This is a genomic window from Enterococcus sp. AZ194 (assembly GCF_051713825.1).
Taxonomy (GTDB): domain Bacteria; phylum Bacillota; class Bacilli; order Lactobacillales; family Enterococcaceae; genus Enterococcus_K.
Genome location: NZ_JBIOQR010000001.1, coordinates 1,856,838 through 1,873,884, shown reverse-complemented (window position 1 = coordinate 1,873,884; position 17,047 = coordinate 1,856,838). Strand labels below are relative to the sequence as shown.

The window sequence follows — 17,047 nt, the reverse complement described above, 5'->3', positions numbered from 1 at the left end:
ACAAATGGTAGTAGGAGATTTCGCCATTGAATTAGATACAGTTGTAATTGGTGCGGGACCTGGTGGCTATGTAGCTGCCATCCGCGCTGCTGAAATGGGACAAAAAGTAGCGATTATTGAACGTGAATACATCGGAGGCGTTTGTTTGAACGTGGGTTGTATTCCTTCTAAGGCGCTAATTTCAGCAGGACATCATTATCAAGAATCATTAGACTCTTCATTGTTTGGTGTGACTGCAAAAGGTGTCGAGCTTGATTTTGCAAAAACGCAAGAATGGAAAGATAATAAAGTTGTTCATACTTTGACTTCAGGTGTGGGCATGTTACTTAAAAAACATAAAGTGGAAATTATTGAAGGAGAAGCGTTCTTTGTTGATGAAAATACATTACGTGTGATTCATCCAGATTCAGCGCAAACTTATTCATTCAATAATGCAATTGTAGCAACTGGTTCACGTCCAATTGAAATCCCAGGCTTCAAATTTGGTGGCCGTGTGCTTGATTCAACAGGTGGCTTAAACTTGAAAGAAGTTCCTAAAAAATTCGTTATCATTGGTGGCGGTGTAATTGGTGCTGAATTAGGTGGAGCTTATGCAAATCTAGGTGCTGAAGTAACGATTTTGGAAGGAAGCCCATCTATTTTACCAACATATGAAAAAGATATGGTTAAATTAGTTTTAGATGACTTCAAGAAGAAAAACGTTACAGTTGTGACTTCTGCTATGGCAAAAGAAGCAGTTGATAACGGCGACAGTGTAACAATTAAATATGAAGTCAACGGAAAAGAAGAATCTGTTGAAGCGGATTATGTAATGGTTACAGTTGGTCGTCGTCCAAATACTGATGATTTAGGTTTAGAACAAGCAGGTGTTGAAGTTGGCGAACGTGGGTTGATCACTGTAGACAACCAAGGTCGTACAAATGTGAAAAACATCTTTGCCATTGGTGATATTGTTCCTGGAGCTGCTTTAGCGCATAAAGCAAGTTATGAAGCGAAAATTGCTGCAGAAGCTATTTCAGGTAAAAAAGTGGCTGTTGATTATAAAGCAATGCCAGCCGTAGCATTTACTGATCCTGAATTAGCTAGTGTTGGTATGACAATTGCTGAAGCCAAAGAAGCTGGGATTGAAGCAAAAGCATTCAAATTCCCATTTGCTGGAAATGGTCGAGCAATTTCGTTAGGCAAAACAGAAGGTTTCCTTCGTTTAGTTACAACAGTTGGTGACAATGTTGTTATTGGTGCTCAAATCGGTGGCGTAGGTGCCAGTGATATGATTTCTGAACTATCTTTAGCGATTGAGTCAGGAATGAACGCAGAAGATATCGCATTGACAATCCACCCTCATCCATCTCTTGGAGAAATTACTATGGATGCTTCTGAATTGGCGTTAGGTTTGCCAATTCACATTTAATAGCATTATTTTGTCACACTAGAAAAGCCGAGCCGCCATGCTCGGCTTTTTGTTGTGGTGTGCTCAGCATGCGCATGAACTAGGTGGTGAAAGTCTACTACAGGTTTGGCAGTAGGAACTGTTAGTGAGAGACTAGGGCGTCCATTGTGAAGTGGAATCTAAAGGAAGTCGAACGTACACTCCTGAACTGACAAACAGAAACTGGATAAAAGGCTGAATTAGTTCGGCAAGTGGCTCTTTGTCAAATGGGACCGATGATAGAAATTTTGATGGTTGAAGATTGAAAGGGTACCTGTTCAATCTTCGGCTTTTTTCGTTTAGAGCTGTATAGCTGAAGGGGATGCTTTGGCATAAATGGTGTTGGAATCTATTTGAACCAGTAAGTCATTTCGTTTCCTTCTATTATATGCGTGCTGAGAGCGTCTAATATGTTACAATAAATAAGAAGCATCATAATGAAGGAGCGTTTATATGTCAGAATATCAATATCCATTAGACTTAGATTGGACCACAGATGAAATGGTCGTTGTAATGAACATGTGGGAAGAGTTAGAGCGTGCAAATGAGCAAGGAATCGCTGTCGAAAAGTTTCTACAAACTTATGGCCAGTTTAAAGAGGTCGTGAAAAGTATCGGGGAGGAAAAACGCTTGGGTAAAGAATTTGAAAAAGTGTCAGGTTACTCCTTATATCGGACTGTACAAGAGGCCAAACAATTGAAAACAGGTCGTTTGAAGATGAAAGGAAGAGTTTAATGGACGAACAAATTCAAGAAATTAAACAGTGGCTAGTTGAAGCAGGCGATAGGATAAAAAAACATTTGAACGAGGAGCTAACAGTTGACGAAAAGAGTGGTCGAACAGATTTGGTCACTAATATGGACCGAGAAACGCAAAAATTTTTAATTGAAAAGATTCAACAGACGTATCCTGACGTTCAAATTTTAGCTGAAGAGAGTGGTTACAACCATATTGAAACGATGCAAGGCACTGTCTTTATCATCGATCCGATTGATGGTACTTTAAACTTTGTCTTAGAAAAAGAAAATTTTTGTATCATGTTAGGAATTTATGAAGACGGGCTTTCTAAGCTAGGCTTCATTTATGATGTGATGCAAGGTGAATTATACTGGGGTGGGCGCAAGCTAGGGGTTTATTGTAATGATAAAAAGCTAACAAAACCAGAAGATAAGGCCTTAGGTGAAGGGCTAGTTGGTATGAATGCGTACATGTATCTACATAACCAGTATCGCGCACAAGAGATTGGGCGATTGAGTATGGGAATTCGAATGAGTGGTTGTGCGGGGGTAGAGCTGATTGCTATCTTAAAAGGGGCGCATGTGGGCTATATAACCAATCTGTCTCCTTGGGACTATGCGGCAGGCTGTGCATTGTTAGAGGCATTTGGTTTTTGCTATAGTCGCTTAGATGGTCAAGCGTTAACTTTTAGTGGTCGTGAGCATTTTATTGCGGGAACACCCAAAGCTTATAAACAGATTAGTGAATTGTTGCATTTTGGTTAATATTTTCTTTTTTTAAATAGAAAAACAGCTCTTTTTTCAAAGAAATATTGACTTTTTTACGTTTTTCAGTAATTTTGAAAACTTTTTACTATATTTCATGAAAGAATTTTGTTATAATAAAAAGTCGAGTCAAATGCCTTGTCACATTCGGGAAGAAAAAAGGAGTTAGTTTACATTGAAATATAGAGATGATATCCGTAACGTAGCAATTATCGCCCACGTCGATCATGGGAAAACAACCTTAGTGGACGAATTATTAAAACAGTCTGATACTTTAGATGGACACACACAATTACAAGAACGCGCAATGGACTCAAACGCAATTGAAAAAGAGCGTGGGATTACAATTTTAGCCAAAAACACAGCAGTTGATTACAAAACAACTCGAATTAATATCATGGATACACCTGGTCACGCGGACTTTGGTGGAGAAGTAGAACGTATCATGAAGATGGTTGATGGTGTTCTTTTAGTTGTCGATGCATATGAAGGAACCATGCCACAAACTCGTTTTGTATTGAAAAAAGCCTTAGAACAACATTTAACACCGATTGTTGTTGTAAATAAAATTGACAAACCTTCAGCACGTCCAGAGCACGTGGTGGATGAAGTGTTGGAACTATTTATCGAATTAGGTGCAGACGATGAACAATTGGACTTCCCAGTTATTTATGCTTCTGCTTTGAATGGAACATCTAGCTTGTCTGACAATCCATCAGATCAAGAAGCAAGTATGGCCCCAATTTTTGATACAATTCTTGAACATATTCCAGCACCTGTTGATAACAGTGATGAACCGTTGCAATTCCAAGTATCTTTACTTGATTACAATGACTATGTTGGTCGTATTGGGATTGGCCGTATCTTTAGAGGAGCAGTTAAAGTTGGCGATAATGTTGCTTTAATGAAATTAGATGGTACTGTGAAGAAATTCCGAGTAACCAAATTGTTCGGTTTCTTCGGTTTGAAACGTCTAGAAATCCAAGAAGCAAAAGCTGGTGATTTGATTGCTGTATCTGGGATGGAAGATATCTTCGTTGGAGAAACCGTCACACCATTTGATCATCAAGATGCCTTACCTATCTTGCATATCGATGAACCAACATTACAAATGACTTTCTTAGTGAATAACTCACCATTTGCTGGTCGCGAAGGAAAATATGTGACAGCTCGTAAAATTGAAGAACGTTTGATGGCTGAATTGCAAACAGACGTTTCTCTAAATATCGAACCGACTGATTCACCAGATGCTTGGACTGTATCAGGTCGTGGAGAGCTTCATTTATCAATTCTGATTGAAAATATGCGTCGTGAAGGATTCGAGCTGCAAGTTTCACGTCCTGAAGTAATCGAACGTATCATTGATGGCGTAAAATGTGAACCATTTGAACGTGTTCAAATTGATACACCAGAAGAATATATGGGAAGCGTTATTGAATCATTAAGCCTGCGTAAAGGTGAAATGCAAGATATGATCCATACAGGAAACGGACAAATTCGTTTGATTTTCTTGGCACCAGCTCGTGGATTAATCGGTTATACAACTGAATTCTTATCTATGACTCGTGGTTATGGTATTATGCACCACACATTTGATCAATACCTACCAATGATTAAAGGCCAAATTGGCGGACGTCATCAAGGCGCGTTAGTTTCTATCGATACAGGGAAAGCAACAACATACTCAATTATGAGTATTGAAGAACGCGGAACGGTGTTTGTTGAACCAACAACTGATGTGTACGAAGGTATGATTATCGGTGAAAATAACAGAGATAATGATTTAACAGTTAACATTACTAAAGCAAAACAAATGACTAACGTTCGTTCTGCAAACAAAGACCAAACGTCTGTGATTAAGAAACCGAAAAAATTAACTCTTGAAGAATCTTTAGAATTCTTGAATGATGATGAATATTGTGAAGTAACACCAGAAAGCATCCGTTTACGTAAACAGATTCTAAATAAGAGTGAACGTGAAAAATCTTCTAAAAAGAAAAAAGTAGTGGAATAAAAACAGATTTCATTAATTTATGGAATGAATTGAGATTGGGACAGAAGTGTTTAACTCCGAGAACCGGGTAGGTACTGTGCAACATCAACTCATGGTTCGCTGTGTTTTACAGCACCGATTAGGTACTGTGCAACATCAACTCATGCTTCGTTGTGTTTTACAGCACCGATTAGGTACTGTGCAACATCAACTCATGCTTCGTTGTGTTTTACAGCAATAAGAGGGAATCCACGAAAATGACAAGAAACACGAAAGCCTTTCTTTCGATGTTGATTGATTCCTACGTGGTGCTCTTCAAATTTTTGTGACCAGGTAGGTACTGTTCTACATCTATTTACTTTGTAAATAGTGTTTCACAGCACCGGGTAGGTACTGTTCTACATCTATTTACTTTGTAAATAGTGTTTCACAGCAATTTCAGCTTATTTTTTGAACCTTCAACTCTAGCATGTCCTATGCGTAGAAGTTGTTGAGAGCGGAACAACGTCCTTCAATTCTTAAGGTGTTCCACCTTTAGAGATTGATGAGATCGAAGTGGTTTTACGGAGTGCAGATGGAGTTGCTTCTGTGACCACCGTTTATTCGGGAAATAGGAGCATGGGCATAACTTTTTGAGTTATGTCCCATGCTCTTTTTTTTTTGCGTAATTTAATTATGAGAAGAGATATAAAGAGCCAATATTGGGTTCTTACTTTTTGATGCATTTCTAACCTAATAATCATTTCTGATGAGGGGCCAACAATAAAAAATACTAGATAGCAGAATAGGGGAACGGACATTCTGTGGAATAAAGTCTGTGGAAAAGATAGGTAAAATTATCAGAAAAAGCCTGATAAAAAAGCATTTCAATTTTTGATGGAAATTTTAGAGAGGTAAAAAGTTTCATAAGTTATCAGTGTTTCACAAAGAGATGTTGCGAGCCGATAAGAAAAAATGCTAGAATGAAAAGGTTGACTGGGGGAGAAAATTAGATGGAAATGATGAATCAAGTCTTAAAGGATGTCTTTGGTTACACAGAGTTTCGCAATGGCCAAAGAGAAGTCATTCAGTATATAGAAGAACAAAAGGATGTATTGGGTATTATGCCCACAGGAAGCGGTAAGTCGATTTGTTATCAGCTTCCAGCAAGTGCCTTTGCTCGTTTGACAATTGTAGTTTCACCACTAATTTCTTTAATGAAGGACCAAGTAGATGCGGCGAATCAGCTGGGAATTTCAGCTACGTATATTAATAGCTCATTGGACTATTCAGGTGTTACAAAAAGGATTCAAGGCTTACGTCAAGGAGCGTATAAACTATTATATATCGCGCCAGAGCGTTTGGTGATGCCAGATTTTCAAGACTTACTAGATGAATTACCCATTGATTTGATTGCTGTTGATGAAGCCCACTGTATCTCACATTGGGGACATGATTTTCGACCTAGTTATCTAGAGATGGCGGATTACTTGAATCACTTAGACAAAAGACCGACAATTGTTGCCTTGACTGCTACCGCAACGCCACTGGTTGCCCAAGACATTAAACAATTACTGTCAATTCCAGAAAGTAATCAGGTGGCTACTGGCTTTGCACGTGAGAATATTAGTTTTCAAGTGATTGCCGATCAGAAAAAAGAGATTTACTTGCTCGAATATTTGAGGTTAAATCAAGGGCAGTCAGGAATCATTTATGCCAATACAAGAAAAGAAGTTGAAAAAATATATCACTTATTAAAGGTTGAAGGATTGTCAGTTGGGTACTATCATGCGGGACTAAAAGATGAGGAACGATCAAAGTTTCAAGAAGACTTTTTGTATGATCGAATTCAAACGATTGTTGCGACAAATGCGTTTGGGATGGGGATTAATAAAAGTAATGTTCGTTTTGTGATACACGCGCAAATTCCAGGGACCATGGAAGCCTATTATCAAGAAGCGGGGCGGGCTGGCCGAGATGGTTTGCCAAGTGACGCTATCTTACTTTTTGCACCGCAGGATTTACAAGTTCATCAGTATTTTATTGAGCAGTCACAACGTTCTCACGAATTGAAACAAAATGAATATACAAAGCTTAGAGAAATGAGTCAATATTCTAATACAGAAGGATGTTTGCAACAGTTTATTTTGCGCTATTTTGGTCAAGAGAGTCAGCCATGTGGACGCTGTAGTAATTGTCTTGATAGTCGCTCAAAAGTTGAGATTACGAAAGAAGCACAAATGGTTCTTTCTTGTGTTAAACGAATGGATGAACGATTTGGAAAAGGGTTGGTTGCCAAAGTATTAACTGGTTCAAAAGATCAAAAAATTGATCAATTCGGCTTTGAACGATTGTCTACGTACGGCTTGATGAAGGGACGACCACAGAAGGAAGTAACGAGCTTAATTGATTTTTTGACAGCAGATGGACTATTGGCACCATCAAAAGGCCAGTTTCCTACACTCCTAGTTACAAAAAAAGGGGTTCAGGTTCTGAAAGGGCAACAGACTGTCTTTCGAAAAGAGCAACGACAGGCGAGTAAATTGGAACAAAATAATGAACTGTTTGAACAATTAAGAGGAATTCGAACAACCATTGCTGAAGAAACCAATGTTCCACCATATGTTGTATTCTCGGATGCGACGTTAAAAGAGATGAGCACACAGATTCCTACTTCAAGATTGGATCTTCTTCAAATTAAAGGGGTTGGCCAAAATAAATTGGATAAATACGGCGAACAATTTTTAGCTTGTTTACAAGCCTATCAACAAACTGAGAAATCAGAATAGGGAGAAATGAGAGAGAAGACACCCTAGCTGAATTAAAATGAATTTTTGGTGAGGAAACGAGAAAAATTTTCTTTGAGAAGACGGTCAACGATAAGTGAAATATGAAAAGTTTATCGTTCATATATTTTTAATAAACGATTAAAAACTTCTGTTTTCTCATTTAAATACCGATAAATTATGCTATAATAATAAAATTAAGATGGGGGGTTAGGCGCAAATGGAATCTATTTCTCCAGAATTTGCACTAAGTTTATTAAATCAAGATGCGGATCGAATCAAAATGTTAATCCGCAATCAAAAAAATAGTTTATGTATCTCACAATGTAAGGCATTTGAAGAGGTTGTTGACACTCAAATGTATGGTTTTTCTAGACAGGTTACTTTTGCTGTTCGTTTGGGTATGATATCAAAGGATGATGGACACCAATTAATGAGTGATTTGGAGCAAGAGCTGAATCGTTTATATACAGAAGTTTATGCAGAAACGCAAGAAAATAACGAACAGGGCAAGGAGGTTTAACACTTGCCAGAAAAGATAAAAAAACGTCATTTGATGGATTACAGTATTTTTATTCCCTATCTAATATTAAGCGTAATAGGGTTAATTATGGTTTATAGCTCAACCTTCTATTTACAATTGTCAAGGGGGCTGAATCCAGCGAGTATGGTTATTAGCCAAACAGCTTTTTGGGTTCTTAGTTTAATTGTGATTGGTATTATGTATAAGATGAAGACCGATGTGTTCAAAAATGAATCATTAGTCCGTTTAGCAATCGTTGTAACAGGGGTATTGCTTGCTATTGCCTATTTATTTTTTGATGCAATAAATGGAGCAAAAGGATGGATTAGTTTAAAATACTTTTCTATTCAGCCTGCGGAGCTTCTAAAAATTGTTTTAGTTTGGTACTTAGCGCTTATTTTATCAAAGAGACAAGAGACGATTGCGACTGATTTTGTCCAAACTGTCAAACGACCGATGTGGTTAGTCATGGCACTAATTGCTGGGGTAGCGATTATGCCTGACTTTGGGAATGCGGCCGTTTTAACTTTACTAGTTATTATTTTACTTTTGGCTAGTGGCGTAAATTATACCTGGGCCTTTAAAATTGGTGGTGGTGGGATAGCCCTAAGTTTTCTGGCTATTCAAGCAATGAATCTTTTTGGCAAAGCGATATTGCCAGCTAAATATCAATATATTTATAACCGTTTTGCTATCTACCAAAATCCATTTGCTGATGAATATGGGCTCGGTCATCAGATGGTTAACGGCTATTACGCAATGTTTAATGGTGGTTTATTTGGTCGAGGCTTGGGTAATAGTATTGAGAAAAAAGGCTTTTTAAAAGAAGCGCAGACGGATTATATTTTTGCAATCGTAGTGGAAGAGCTAGGCTTGATTGTAGCTATGATGGTTTTAGGCTTACTTATTTTTATGATTGCTCGAATTTTTTTAGTCGGGATTCGTTCACGCGATGCCTTTAATTCACTGATTTGTTATGGTGTAGGGAGTATGCTTCTGATTCAAATATTTGTCAATTTAGGTGGAATAACCGGGATTATTCCATTGACTGGGATTACCTTTCCGTTTATCAGTCAGGGTGGGTCAAGCTTATTGGTTCTGTCTATTGGGATTGGTTTAGTCTTAAATGTTAGTGCAAATGAAAAGCGTAAACAGCTACAACCGTATTATAATGAACAAATGAACGAAAAATGAAGAAAATGGTAGGAGTGGTTAGATGAAAAAAGTTTTAGTAGCGAACCGTGGAGAAATTGCTATTCGAGTATTTCGGGCGTGTACAGAGTTAAATATCAAAACTGTTGCGGTCTATGCCGCAGAAGATGAATATTCAGTTCACCGCTTCAAAGCAGACGAAGCTTATTTAGTTGGGAAAGGGAAAAAACCAATTGATGCCTATCTTGATATTGAAGGAATTATCAAAATTGCAAAAAAAGCCGAAGTTGATGCGATTCATCCAGGGTATGGTTTTTTATCTGAGAATTTAGAGTTTGCTCGTCGTTGTGAAGAAGAGGGGTTAATTTTTGTCGGACCAACTCAACATCATTTAGATATTTTTGGCGATAAAATTAAAGCAAAAGAAGCAGCTGTAGCGGCCGGGATTGCCTCTATTCCAGGTACAGATGGCCCTGTTGACTCAATCGATGAAGTGTTAGCATTTGCTGACTCTCATGATTATCCGATTATGATTAAAGCGGCTTTAGGTGGCGGTGGACGTGGTATGCGTGTCGCTCATGATGAAAAAGAGGCACGTGATGGTTATGAACGCGCAAAAAGCGAAGCGAAAGCAGCTTTTGGTAGTGATGAAGTTTATGTCGAAAAATATATTGGCAATCCCAAACATATTGAAGTTCAGATACTTGGTGACACACACGGGAATGTGGTCCATTTATTTGAGCGTGATTGTTCCGTGCAACGACGTCATCAAAAGGTAGTAGAGGTGGCACCCTGTGTCTCTATGAATGATGAGCAACGTGAAAAAATCTGTCAAGCAGCTGTCCAATTAATGAAACATGTAGGGTATGTGAATGCTGGAACAGTTGAATTTTTAGTTGAAGGCGATAAGTTTTATTTTATTGAAGTCAACCCTCGTGTCCAAGTAGAACATACGATTACTGAGATGATTACAGACATTGATATTGTGACTAGTCAATTATTGATTGCTCAAGGAAAAGATTTGCACAAAGAAATTGGCTTACCTCAACAAAAAGATATTGAGTTAAAAGGGGCAGCTATTCAATGCCGGATCACTACTGAAGACCCTATGAATCACTTTATGCCAGACACAGGTAAGATTGATACGTATCGTTCACCTGGTGGTTTTGGTGTCCGTTTGGATGTAGGTAATGCTTATTCAGGTGCGGTAGTAACGCCTTACTTTGATTCTTTATTAGTAAAGGTTTGTACTCACGGAATTAGTTTTGAAAAAGCCATTCAAAAAATGCAACGTTGTTTAACAGAATTTCGGATTCGTGGAGTTAAAACAAATATTGCGTTCTTACAAAATGTGATTAGTCACCCAGCCTTCCAATCAGGGGAGTCTAAAACAACATTTATTGATAATACGCCTCAACTATTTGAATTTCCAAGAGTTCGAGATCGCGGAAACAAAACAATGAAATACATTGGTGAGATTACTGTTAATGGGTTCCCTGGAATTGAAAAAGCCAAGAAACGTTTTTATGAAGAACCAAGAATTCCAGAAGATATTGAGCGTCGTCAAGGTTTTGTAACTGCCAAAGAAGTTTTAGAATCTAAAGGGGCAGACGCAGTTGTTGATTGGATTAGAAATCAAGAAGATTTGCTTTTGACGGATACAACCTTTAGAGATGCACATCAAAGCTTATTAGCAACACGTGTTCGGACACAAGATTTTAAAGGAATTGCTCGTTTAACCGGAGAAGGATTACCAGAACTATTCTCCGCAGAGATGTGGGGCGGTGCAACGTTTGATGTTGCCTATCGTTTCTTAAATGAAGATCCGTGGCAGCGTTTGAGAAAACTTCGTCGTTTGATGCCAAATACCTTGTTCCAAATGCTCTTTAGAGGTTCGAATGCGGTTGGTTATTCAAACTATCCAGATAATGTGATTGTGGAGTTTATTAATGAAGCAGCTGCTCAAGGAATTGATGTTTTCCGTATTTTTGATAGTTTAAACTGGATTCCGCAAATGGAAAAAAGTATCCAAGCAGTTCGAGATACGGGGAAAATTGCAGAGGCAGCTATCTGTTATACAGGGGATATTAATGATCCATCTAGAGCAAAATATAACGTTCAATATTACAAAGACATGGCCAAAGAGTTGGAACAGCTAGGCGCACATATCATTGCGATTAAAGATATGGCTGGATTATTAAAACCACAAGCAGCTTATCGTTTGATTAGTGAACTAAAAGAAACAACTGATTTACCGATTCATCTGCATACTCACGATACAAGTGGTAATGGGATTATTACGTATTCAGCGGCCACTAAAGCCGGTGTTGATATTGTTGATGTGGCAACCAGTGCAATGAGCGGAAATACCAGCCAACCAAGTATGAGTAGCTTATATTATGCATTGGTGAATGGTGCTCGTGTGCCGGATGTAAATATTGATAATGTTCAAAAAATCAATCATTATTGGGAAGACGTTCGTATGTACTACAAACCATTTGAAAATGGCTTAAATGCTCCTCAAACAGAAGTTTATATGCATGAGATGCCTGGTGGACAGTATTCAAACTTACAACAACAAGCAAAAGCAGTTGGGCTTGGAGCTAAATGGGACGAAATCAAAAAAATGTACCACACAGTTAATTTGATGTTTGGTGATATTGTCAAAGTCACACCTTCTTCCAAAGTTGTTGGTGATATGGCATTATTTATGGTCCAAAATGAATTAACAGAAGAAGATATTTTTGAAAAAGGGGAAAGTCTCAGCTTCCCTGAATCTGTGGTTACCTTCTTCCAAGGCGAATTAGGACAACCTGTTGGCGGTTTCCCTGAAAAGTTACAACGAATTATCTTGAAAGGTAGACCAGCCTTTACCAATCGTCCAGGTGACTTAGCAGAACCAGTGGACTTTGAAAAGGTGAAAACAGAGTTAGCCGAATTAATTGGTTTTGAACCGAAAAAAGAAGATGTCTTAAGTTATCTCATGTATCCTCAAGTATTTTTAGATTATCAAAAAGCGTATGAGCGGTTTGGTGATGTTACTTTATTAGACACGCCAACATTCTTCCAAGGGATTCGTTTGGGTGAATCGATTAATGTACAAATCGAGCGTGGTAAGATATTAATTTTACGTTTAGATGAGATTGGTGAGCCAGATATTGAAGGAAATCGCGTGCTCTTCTTTAACTTGAATGGACAACGCCGAGAAATTGTTGTAAAAGATAATTCAATCATTAGCTCTGTACAAACGAAACGAAAAGCAGAACCAACAAACAAAGAACAAATTGGTGCGACTATGTCAGGCTCTGTGCTTCAAGTTCTTGTGAATAAGGGAGACCGTGTGCAACGCGGGGATACCTTACTTGTTACAGAAGCTATGAAGATGGAAACCTCTGTAGAAGCTCGTTTTGATGGGGTTGTTGAACACGTATACGTGACAGAAGGAGAACCTATTCAATCTGGAGATTTATTGATTGAAGTAAAAGAAAAATAAGAATTCAATGTAGGTGAAATGAGACATGAAACGTGTCGGATTATTTATGAGTATCTTTGTAGCAGTGTTATTGATCTTCTATTTTGAACCAGTTGTGTTTAAAAATAAGGCAGAAAAACCTGTACAAACGAAAAGTGAGACAGTAACTCCCCTTCACAATACTACGTTGAAATATGAAGAACTGCCCGCAAAGGGCTTTTCTTCGTATATAAATAAAAAAGCAAGTGAACTAGAAAAGTTGCTTGGTCGACCAGAAAAAACATATCAAACCGGATTTAACTATGAAATCCGGCAATACAAAGTAGAAAATAAAAAGGCTCGAGTAGAAGCCAATATCTCGGCTGGCAAAGTTGTCGCCATTAAAGCTATTGGGGATACAAAAGAAAATATTACACCATTTACTTATCAGATGACGATGGGAAAACTGTCAGAATTAACCATGATTTACCCCAATTTTAGTTTCGAGTATGAGGGAGAACCTGTTAATATCGAATTGATGGAAGAAGATATGAATTATCGCCCATTAATTGCGTTCGATAATCAAACATTTGCGATTCTTTTCTTTGATCAAAATGATGGTGAACTATTTGGCGTGACTTACTTGAACCAAGAAGAGTTGCTGACCTTGAGACCTTATCAAATCGACACGATGACACCCTCACCTCTAATTAATCAAGAGGACAAAAAGAAGTGGGACGAGATAGATAAAATCAAAGCAACAGAAAGTATTAAAACCATCAACTTTTTACGCGAACTCGATTATTTACCTGCATATCAGTCTTCTTTTGGGCAACAACTACTAGCGCAAAAGGTCCAGACTGACTTTTTAGAGCATGCGGATGAAGTGCTGGATCAACAAAGGCTCGAGTATTGGCGACAAACGCAAGAAGGAGAAAGTGATCAATTTACATTTTCGCTTAGTGGTGATGAGTTGGCTCAGCTAGTTAAACGAACAGCTGATGAGCCACAGACGGGTATTTTATCAGAGCCGATTATTGATCCAACTTTTTCTTTGTTATATTGGTACAGTGATCCATTCCTTCATACCAGATTTATGCATGAAGAAACTGAACTTTTGGGGATTTCCTTTTCAAAAGAAAATATGGTAGTCTTAATGCAAAGGATAGATGAAAATGAAACAAAGGATAGTGGGTTGAAATGATCATAAATGACCAGTTATTTGCTTTGGAAGACCAATGTGAAAAAATTGTCGAAAAGTTATGTCAAAGTCAGACATATAAACACTATTGTGAAACCAAACAAGTGATGTATGAGTGTCCAGAAGTTAGTCAGCTACAAACAGACTTTTTGAAGAATAAAGAGGCGTTTGAACGAATAGCGGATTATGGATTTCATGCACCAGGCTATAGAGAAACACAAAGAACGTTACGAAAAAGCAAGAGAGCATTAGACATAAATGAACAAGTAGCTGCATTTCGAGTAGCTGAAACGCAACTACAAGATATTTTAGATATGATTAGTCTGACTGTTGCAAAAACTGTTTCAGAAGAAATTAAAGTAGATGCTGGAAATCCATTTTTTATCACAGGTGGACATTCTGGTTGTGGAGGAAGTTGTCATGCAAGCTGAAGAAACTGAATTTATTGTACAAAAACGACGAGGAATGATTGTCTGGGTATACAGTTTGAAGCAATTGAAAAATTTAAAGCGTTTTGGTTTAGTTCACTATGTTTCTAGAAAAATGAAGTATGTCGTTCTTTATTTAAATGAAGAAGCATTTGAGCAATCTGAAGAGAAAATCAAAAAACTTCATTTTGTTAGAAAAGTGGAACGTTCGTATCGCCCAGATATTGAGATGAACTTTGCAGACCGAATTGGAACTAGAGCTGCTTATCAAGTGATTGAAGAGGAAGAAGAAGATTTAACACCTGATATTCGATTAGCAGAAAATGTGTAAGTGAGAAACCAGTCTCGATACTTGGAAGATAGCCGAATTTTTGTGCTGAAAGTAAATATTTATAAAAATGTCTAAAAAATGATGAAAAATGTCTGATTTGTTCAAACATTTTTCATCATTTTCTTTGTGCTTTTTGGTATACTTAACTGACGATAATGGAAAGAAGGGGTAATTTTATGCGAGTTGTTTCCGGTGAGTATCGTGGACGGCGCTTAAAGAGTCTTGATGGCGAGAATACACGACCGACAACAGATAAAGTAAAGGAATCTATGTTTAACATGATTGGTCCATATTTTGATGGAGGTCTAGCCTTAGATTTGTTTTCAGGCAGCGGAGGTTTGGCCATTGAAGCTGTTTCTCGAGGAGTCGAGCTCGCAGTCTGTGTTGAAAGAAATTTCCAAGCGATGAAGGTTATCAAAGAAAATATTGAAATAACAAAGGAGGCAGATCGTTTCTTGACGGTCAAGATGGATGCTGATAAAGCACTAGTCTGGCTAAAGGAACAAGGCTACACCTTTGATTATGTTTTTTTAGATCCTCCTTATGCGCAACAAAAGATAGAAGAACAGCTAGCTAAAATGCTCCAGCTAGGGTTGTTAAATTCTGGCTGCAAAGTGATTTGTGAAGCAGAAAAAGCAGTGAATCTTTCAGAATCAATTGGGACACTTAGTCAGATTCGCCATCAAACTTATGGAATTACTGCGGTGACTATTTTTAGAAATGAGGATGAAGCATGAAAAAGATTGCATTGTTTCCTGGAAGTTTTGACCCATTAACCAACGGGCACCTTGATACTATTACTCGTGGTGCAGCACTTTTTGACGAGGTAGTTGTTGGTGTTTTTGTAAATACAAGTAAAAAAAGCTTCTTTACACCAAAAGAAAAGGTGCAATTAATCGAAGCTTCCGTTTCTGATTTGAAGAATGTACGTGTTATTTTACAAGAACATGATTTAACTGTTGATGTAGCGAATGCTTTAGGGGCTAAATTTCTTTTACGAGGTATTCGAAGTGTGAAAGATTATGAATATGAAAAAGATATTGCACAGATGAACCAACATCTTAGTCCAGATTTAGAGACAGTTTTCTTATTAGCCTCACCTGAATATAGCCATATTAGCTCGAGTATTTTAAAAGAAGTTATTCAATTTGGTGGCGATGTCGAAAAGTACCTGCCACCAGTCATTAACCAAGCCATTGTTGAAAAGCGTGATCAAAATGAATAAACAAGAAAAAAGAGCACCGATTCGCTCGCTAGTTGCCTTTTTAGTTATGTTATTACTTGCGGCAATGATTGTTGTGCCTATTCCTTACTATATCGAAGCACCTGGATCAACGATTGATTTGAAGGAATTAATTTCTGTAAATGGCAAGAAGGACGAAAAGGAAGGCTCCTTCTCGTTGACTGCTGTAGGAATAAGGCAAGCAACCGTCTTTACAGCCCTTAAATCAAAAATTTCTCCATTTCAAGATTTAGTCAGTAAAGAAGAACTGTATGGCACCTCAACGGATGAGGAATACAATCAAATGCAGCTTTACTACATGCAATCTTCACAAAATGCGGCAATTGAACAGGCCTTAAAGCTTGCTAATAAACCCTACGAGATGGTTTATAAAGGGGTATATGTTTTATCTGTGGAAGAAAACTCAAGCTTTTACGGGAAAATTGCTGTTGGTGATACAGTAACAAAAGCAGATGGCAAAAAATTTGAAAACAGCCAAGAGTTTATGAAGTATGTCAAGAGTCAGAAGGTCGGTCAGGATATGGAGGTGACTTATCTTCACGAAGGCAAAGAAAAAACAGCCACAGGAAAGTTAATTGAACTGGCTGCTGATAAAAAAGCAGGAATTGGGATTGGCTTAGTCGATCACACAGAGATTTCTTCAGATACAAAAGTAAAAATTGATTCTGGTTCAATTGGTGGGCCTTCAGCAGGATTGATGTTTACCCTAGAGATTTATGAACAGGTGATGGGGCAAAACTTACGTCACGGCAAAGCTATTGCAGGGACCGGAACAATGAATTCAAAAGGAATTGTTGGTCGAATTGGTGGAATTGATAAAAAGGTTGCTACAGCAAATGAGAATGGTATCGAGATCTTTTTTGCACCAGATGATGAAATTACCGATGAGATGAAAAAGGCTGAACCAGACATCAAGTCTAATTATGAGGAAGCGAAAGCGGCCGCAGAAAAATTAGGTACCTCAATGAAAATTGTTCCAGTCAAAACAGTTCAAGATGCCCTTGACTATCTAGCAAAAATAAAATAGAT

14 protein-coding genes are annotated in these 17,047 nt (G+C 37.9%); all 14 read left to right on the top strand.

Annotated features, from left to right (window positions below; genetic code table 11):
- The first annotated feature begins 4 nt into the window (after nucleotides 1-4).
- The 14 genes from lpdA (at nucleotide 5) to IGI37_RS08630 (ending at nucleotide 17,045) form a co-directional block, all read left to right on the top strand.
- The gene (gene lpdA, locus IGI37_RS08695; protein ID WP_438761207.1) at nucleotides 5-1,411 is read left to right on the top strand and encodes a dihydrolipoyl dehydrogenase; all 1,407 of its coding nucleotides are present in this window, start codon (nucleotides 5-7) and stop codon (nucleotides 1,409-1,411) included.
- Between the two features lie 471 nt (nucleotides 1,412-1,882).
- Entirely contained in the window at nucleotides 1,883-2,164 is a 282-nt protein-coding gene (locus IGI37_RS08690) for a UPF0223 family protein (protein WP_438761205.1), read from the top strand.
- Nucleotides 2,164-2,931, top strand: a complete 768-nt coding sequence (locus IGI37_RS08685) for an inositol monophosphatase family protein (RefSeq protein ID WP_438761203.1) — start codon at nucleotides 2,164-2,166, stop codon at nucleotides 2,929-2,931. Before IGI37_RS08690 ends, IGI37_RS08685 begins: the two co-directional genes overlap by 1 nt.
- 175 nt (nucleotides 2,932-3,106) lie before the next feature.
- Entirely contained in the window at nucleotides 3,107-4,945 is a 1,839-nt protein-coding gene (gene typA / locus IGI37_RS08680) for a translational GTPase TypA (RefSeq protein ID WP_438761202.1), read from the top strand.
- 971 nt (nucleotides 4,946-5,916) lie between these two features.
- Entirely contained in the window at nucleotides 5,917-7,692 is a 1,776-nt protein-coding gene (recQ, locus tag IGI37_RS08675; protein WP_438761201.1) for a DNA helicase RecQ, read from the top strand.
- Nucleotides 7,693-7,909: 217 nt separating this feature from the next.
- Complete coding sequence (locus IGI37_RS08670) at nucleotides 7,910-8,212, top strand: DUF1507 family protein (RefSeq protein WP_438761200.1); 303 nt, start codon at nucleotides 7,910-7,912, stop codon at nucleotides 8,210-8,212.
- 3 nt (nucleotides 8,213-8,215) lie between these two features.
- Nucleotides 8,216-9,406 (top strand): FtsW/RodA/SpoVE family cell cycle protein, encoded by a 1,191-nt coding sequence (locus IGI37_RS08665; protein ID WP_438761199.1) that lies wholly within the window; start codon nucleotides 8,216-8,218, stop codon nucleotides 9,404-9,406.
- Between the two features lie 22 nt (nucleotides 9,407-9,428).
- Complete coding sequence (locus IGI37_RS08660) at nucleotides 9,429-12,857, top strand: pyruvate carboxylase (RefSeq protein ID WP_438761198.1); 3,429 nt, start codon at nucleotides 9,429-9,431, stop codon at nucleotides 12,855-12,857.
- 25 nt (nucleotides 12,858-12,882) lie between these two features.
- A complete protein-coding gene (locus IGI37_RS08655) occupies nucleotides 12,883-14,019 on the top strand; it encodes a CAP-associated domain-containing protein (protein WP_438761197.1) in 1,137 nt (378 codons plus the stop codon).
- Nucleotides 14,016-14,447 carry a YlbF family regulator gene (locus IGI37_RS08650; protein ID WP_438761196.1) on the top strand — a complete coding sequence of 144 codons (432 nt, stop codon included), beginning with the start codon at nucleotides 14,016-14,018 and terminating at the stop codon, nucleotides 14,445-14,447. Before IGI37_RS08655 ends, IGI37_RS08650 begins: the two co-directional genes overlap by 4 nt.
- Nucleotides 14,437-14,775: a YlbG family protein gene (locus IGI37_RS08645; protein WP_438761195.1), complete on the top strand. Its 339-nt coding sequence runs from the start codon at nucleotides 14,437-14,439 to the stop codon at nucleotides 14,773-14,775. The genes IGI37_RS08650 and IGI37_RS08645 overlap by 11 nt, the downstream gene beginning before the upstream one ends.
- 176 nt (nucleotides 14,776-14,951) lie before the next feature.
- Entirely contained in the window at nucleotides 14,952-15,512 is a 561-nt protein-coding gene (gene rsmD, locus IGI37_RS08640; protein ID WP_438761194.1) for a 16S rRNA (guanine(966)-N(2))-methyltransferase RsmD, read from the top strand.
- Nucleotides 15,509-16,000, top strand: a complete 492-nt coding sequence (gene coaD / locus IGI37_RS08635; protein ID WP_438761193.1) for a pantetheine-phosphate adenylyltransferase — start codon at nucleotides 15,509-15,511, stop codon at nucleotides 15,998-16,000. The genes rsmD and coaD overlap by 4 nt, the downstream gene beginning before the upstream one ends.
- Nucleotides 15,993-17,045 carry a SepM family pheromone-processing serine protease gene (locus IGI37_RS08630; protein ID WP_438761192.1) on the top strand — a complete coding sequence of 351 codons (1,053 nt, stop codon included), beginning with the start codon at nucleotides 15,993-15,995 and terminating at the stop codon, nucleotides 17,043-17,045. Before coaD ends, IGI37_RS08630 begins: the two co-directional genes overlap by 8 nt.
- Nucleotides 17,046-17,047 lie beyond the last annotated feature (2 nt).

What these genes read in the sequence shown, in the direction of transcription:
- lpdA (WP_438761207.1), top strand. Translation starts at nt 5, where the DNA reads ATGGTAGTAGGAGATTTCGCCATTGAATTAGATACAGTTGTAATTGGT.
- coaD (WP_438761193.1), top strand. Translation starts at nt 15,509, where the DNA reads ATGAAAAAGATTGCATTGTTTCCTGGAAGTTTTGACCCATTAACCAAC.
- rsmD (WP_438761194.1), top strand. Translation starts at nt 14,952, where the DNA reads ATGCGAGTTGTTTCCGGTGAGTATCGTGGACGGCGCTTAAAGAGTCTT.
- IGI37_RS08685 (WP_438761203.1), top strand. Translation starts at nt 2,164, where the DNA reads ATGGACGAACAAATTCAAGAAATTAAACAGTGGCTAGTTGAAGCAGGC.
- IGI37_RS08670 (WP_438761200.1), top strand. Translation starts at nt 7,910, where the DNA reads ATGGAATCTATTTCTCCAGAATTTGCACTAAGTTTATTAAATCAAGAT.
- IGI37_RS08645 (WP_438761195.1), top strand. Translation starts at nt 14,437, where the DNA reads ATGCAAGCTGAAGAAACTGAATTTATTGTACAAAAACGACGAGGAATG.
- IGI37_RS08655 (WP_438761197.1), top strand. Translation starts at nt 12,883, where the DNA reads ATGAAACGTGTCGGATTATTTATGAGTATCTTTGTAGCAGTGTTATTG.
- IGI37_RS08650 (WP_438761196.1), top strand. Translation starts at nt 14,016, where the DNA reads ATGATCATAAATGACCAGTTATTTGCTTTGGAAGACCAATGTGAAAAA.
- IGI37_RS08690 (WP_438761205.1), top strand. Translation starts at nt 1,883, where the DNA reads ATGTCAGAATATCAATATCCATTAGACTTAGATTGGACCACAGATGAA.
- IGI37_RS08630 (WP_438761192.1), top strand. Translation starts at nt 15,993, where the DNA reads ATGAATAAACAAGAAAAAAGAGCACCGATTCGCTCGCTAGTTGCCTTT.
- IGI37_RS08660 (WP_438761198.1), top strand. Translation starts at nt 9,429, where the DNA reads ATGAAAAAAGTTTTAGTAGCGAACCGTGGAGAAATTGCTATTCGAGTA.
- recQ (WP_438761201.1), top strand. Translation starts at nt 5,917, where the DNA reads ATGGAAATGATGAATCAAGTCTTAAAGGATGTCTTTGGTTACACAGAG.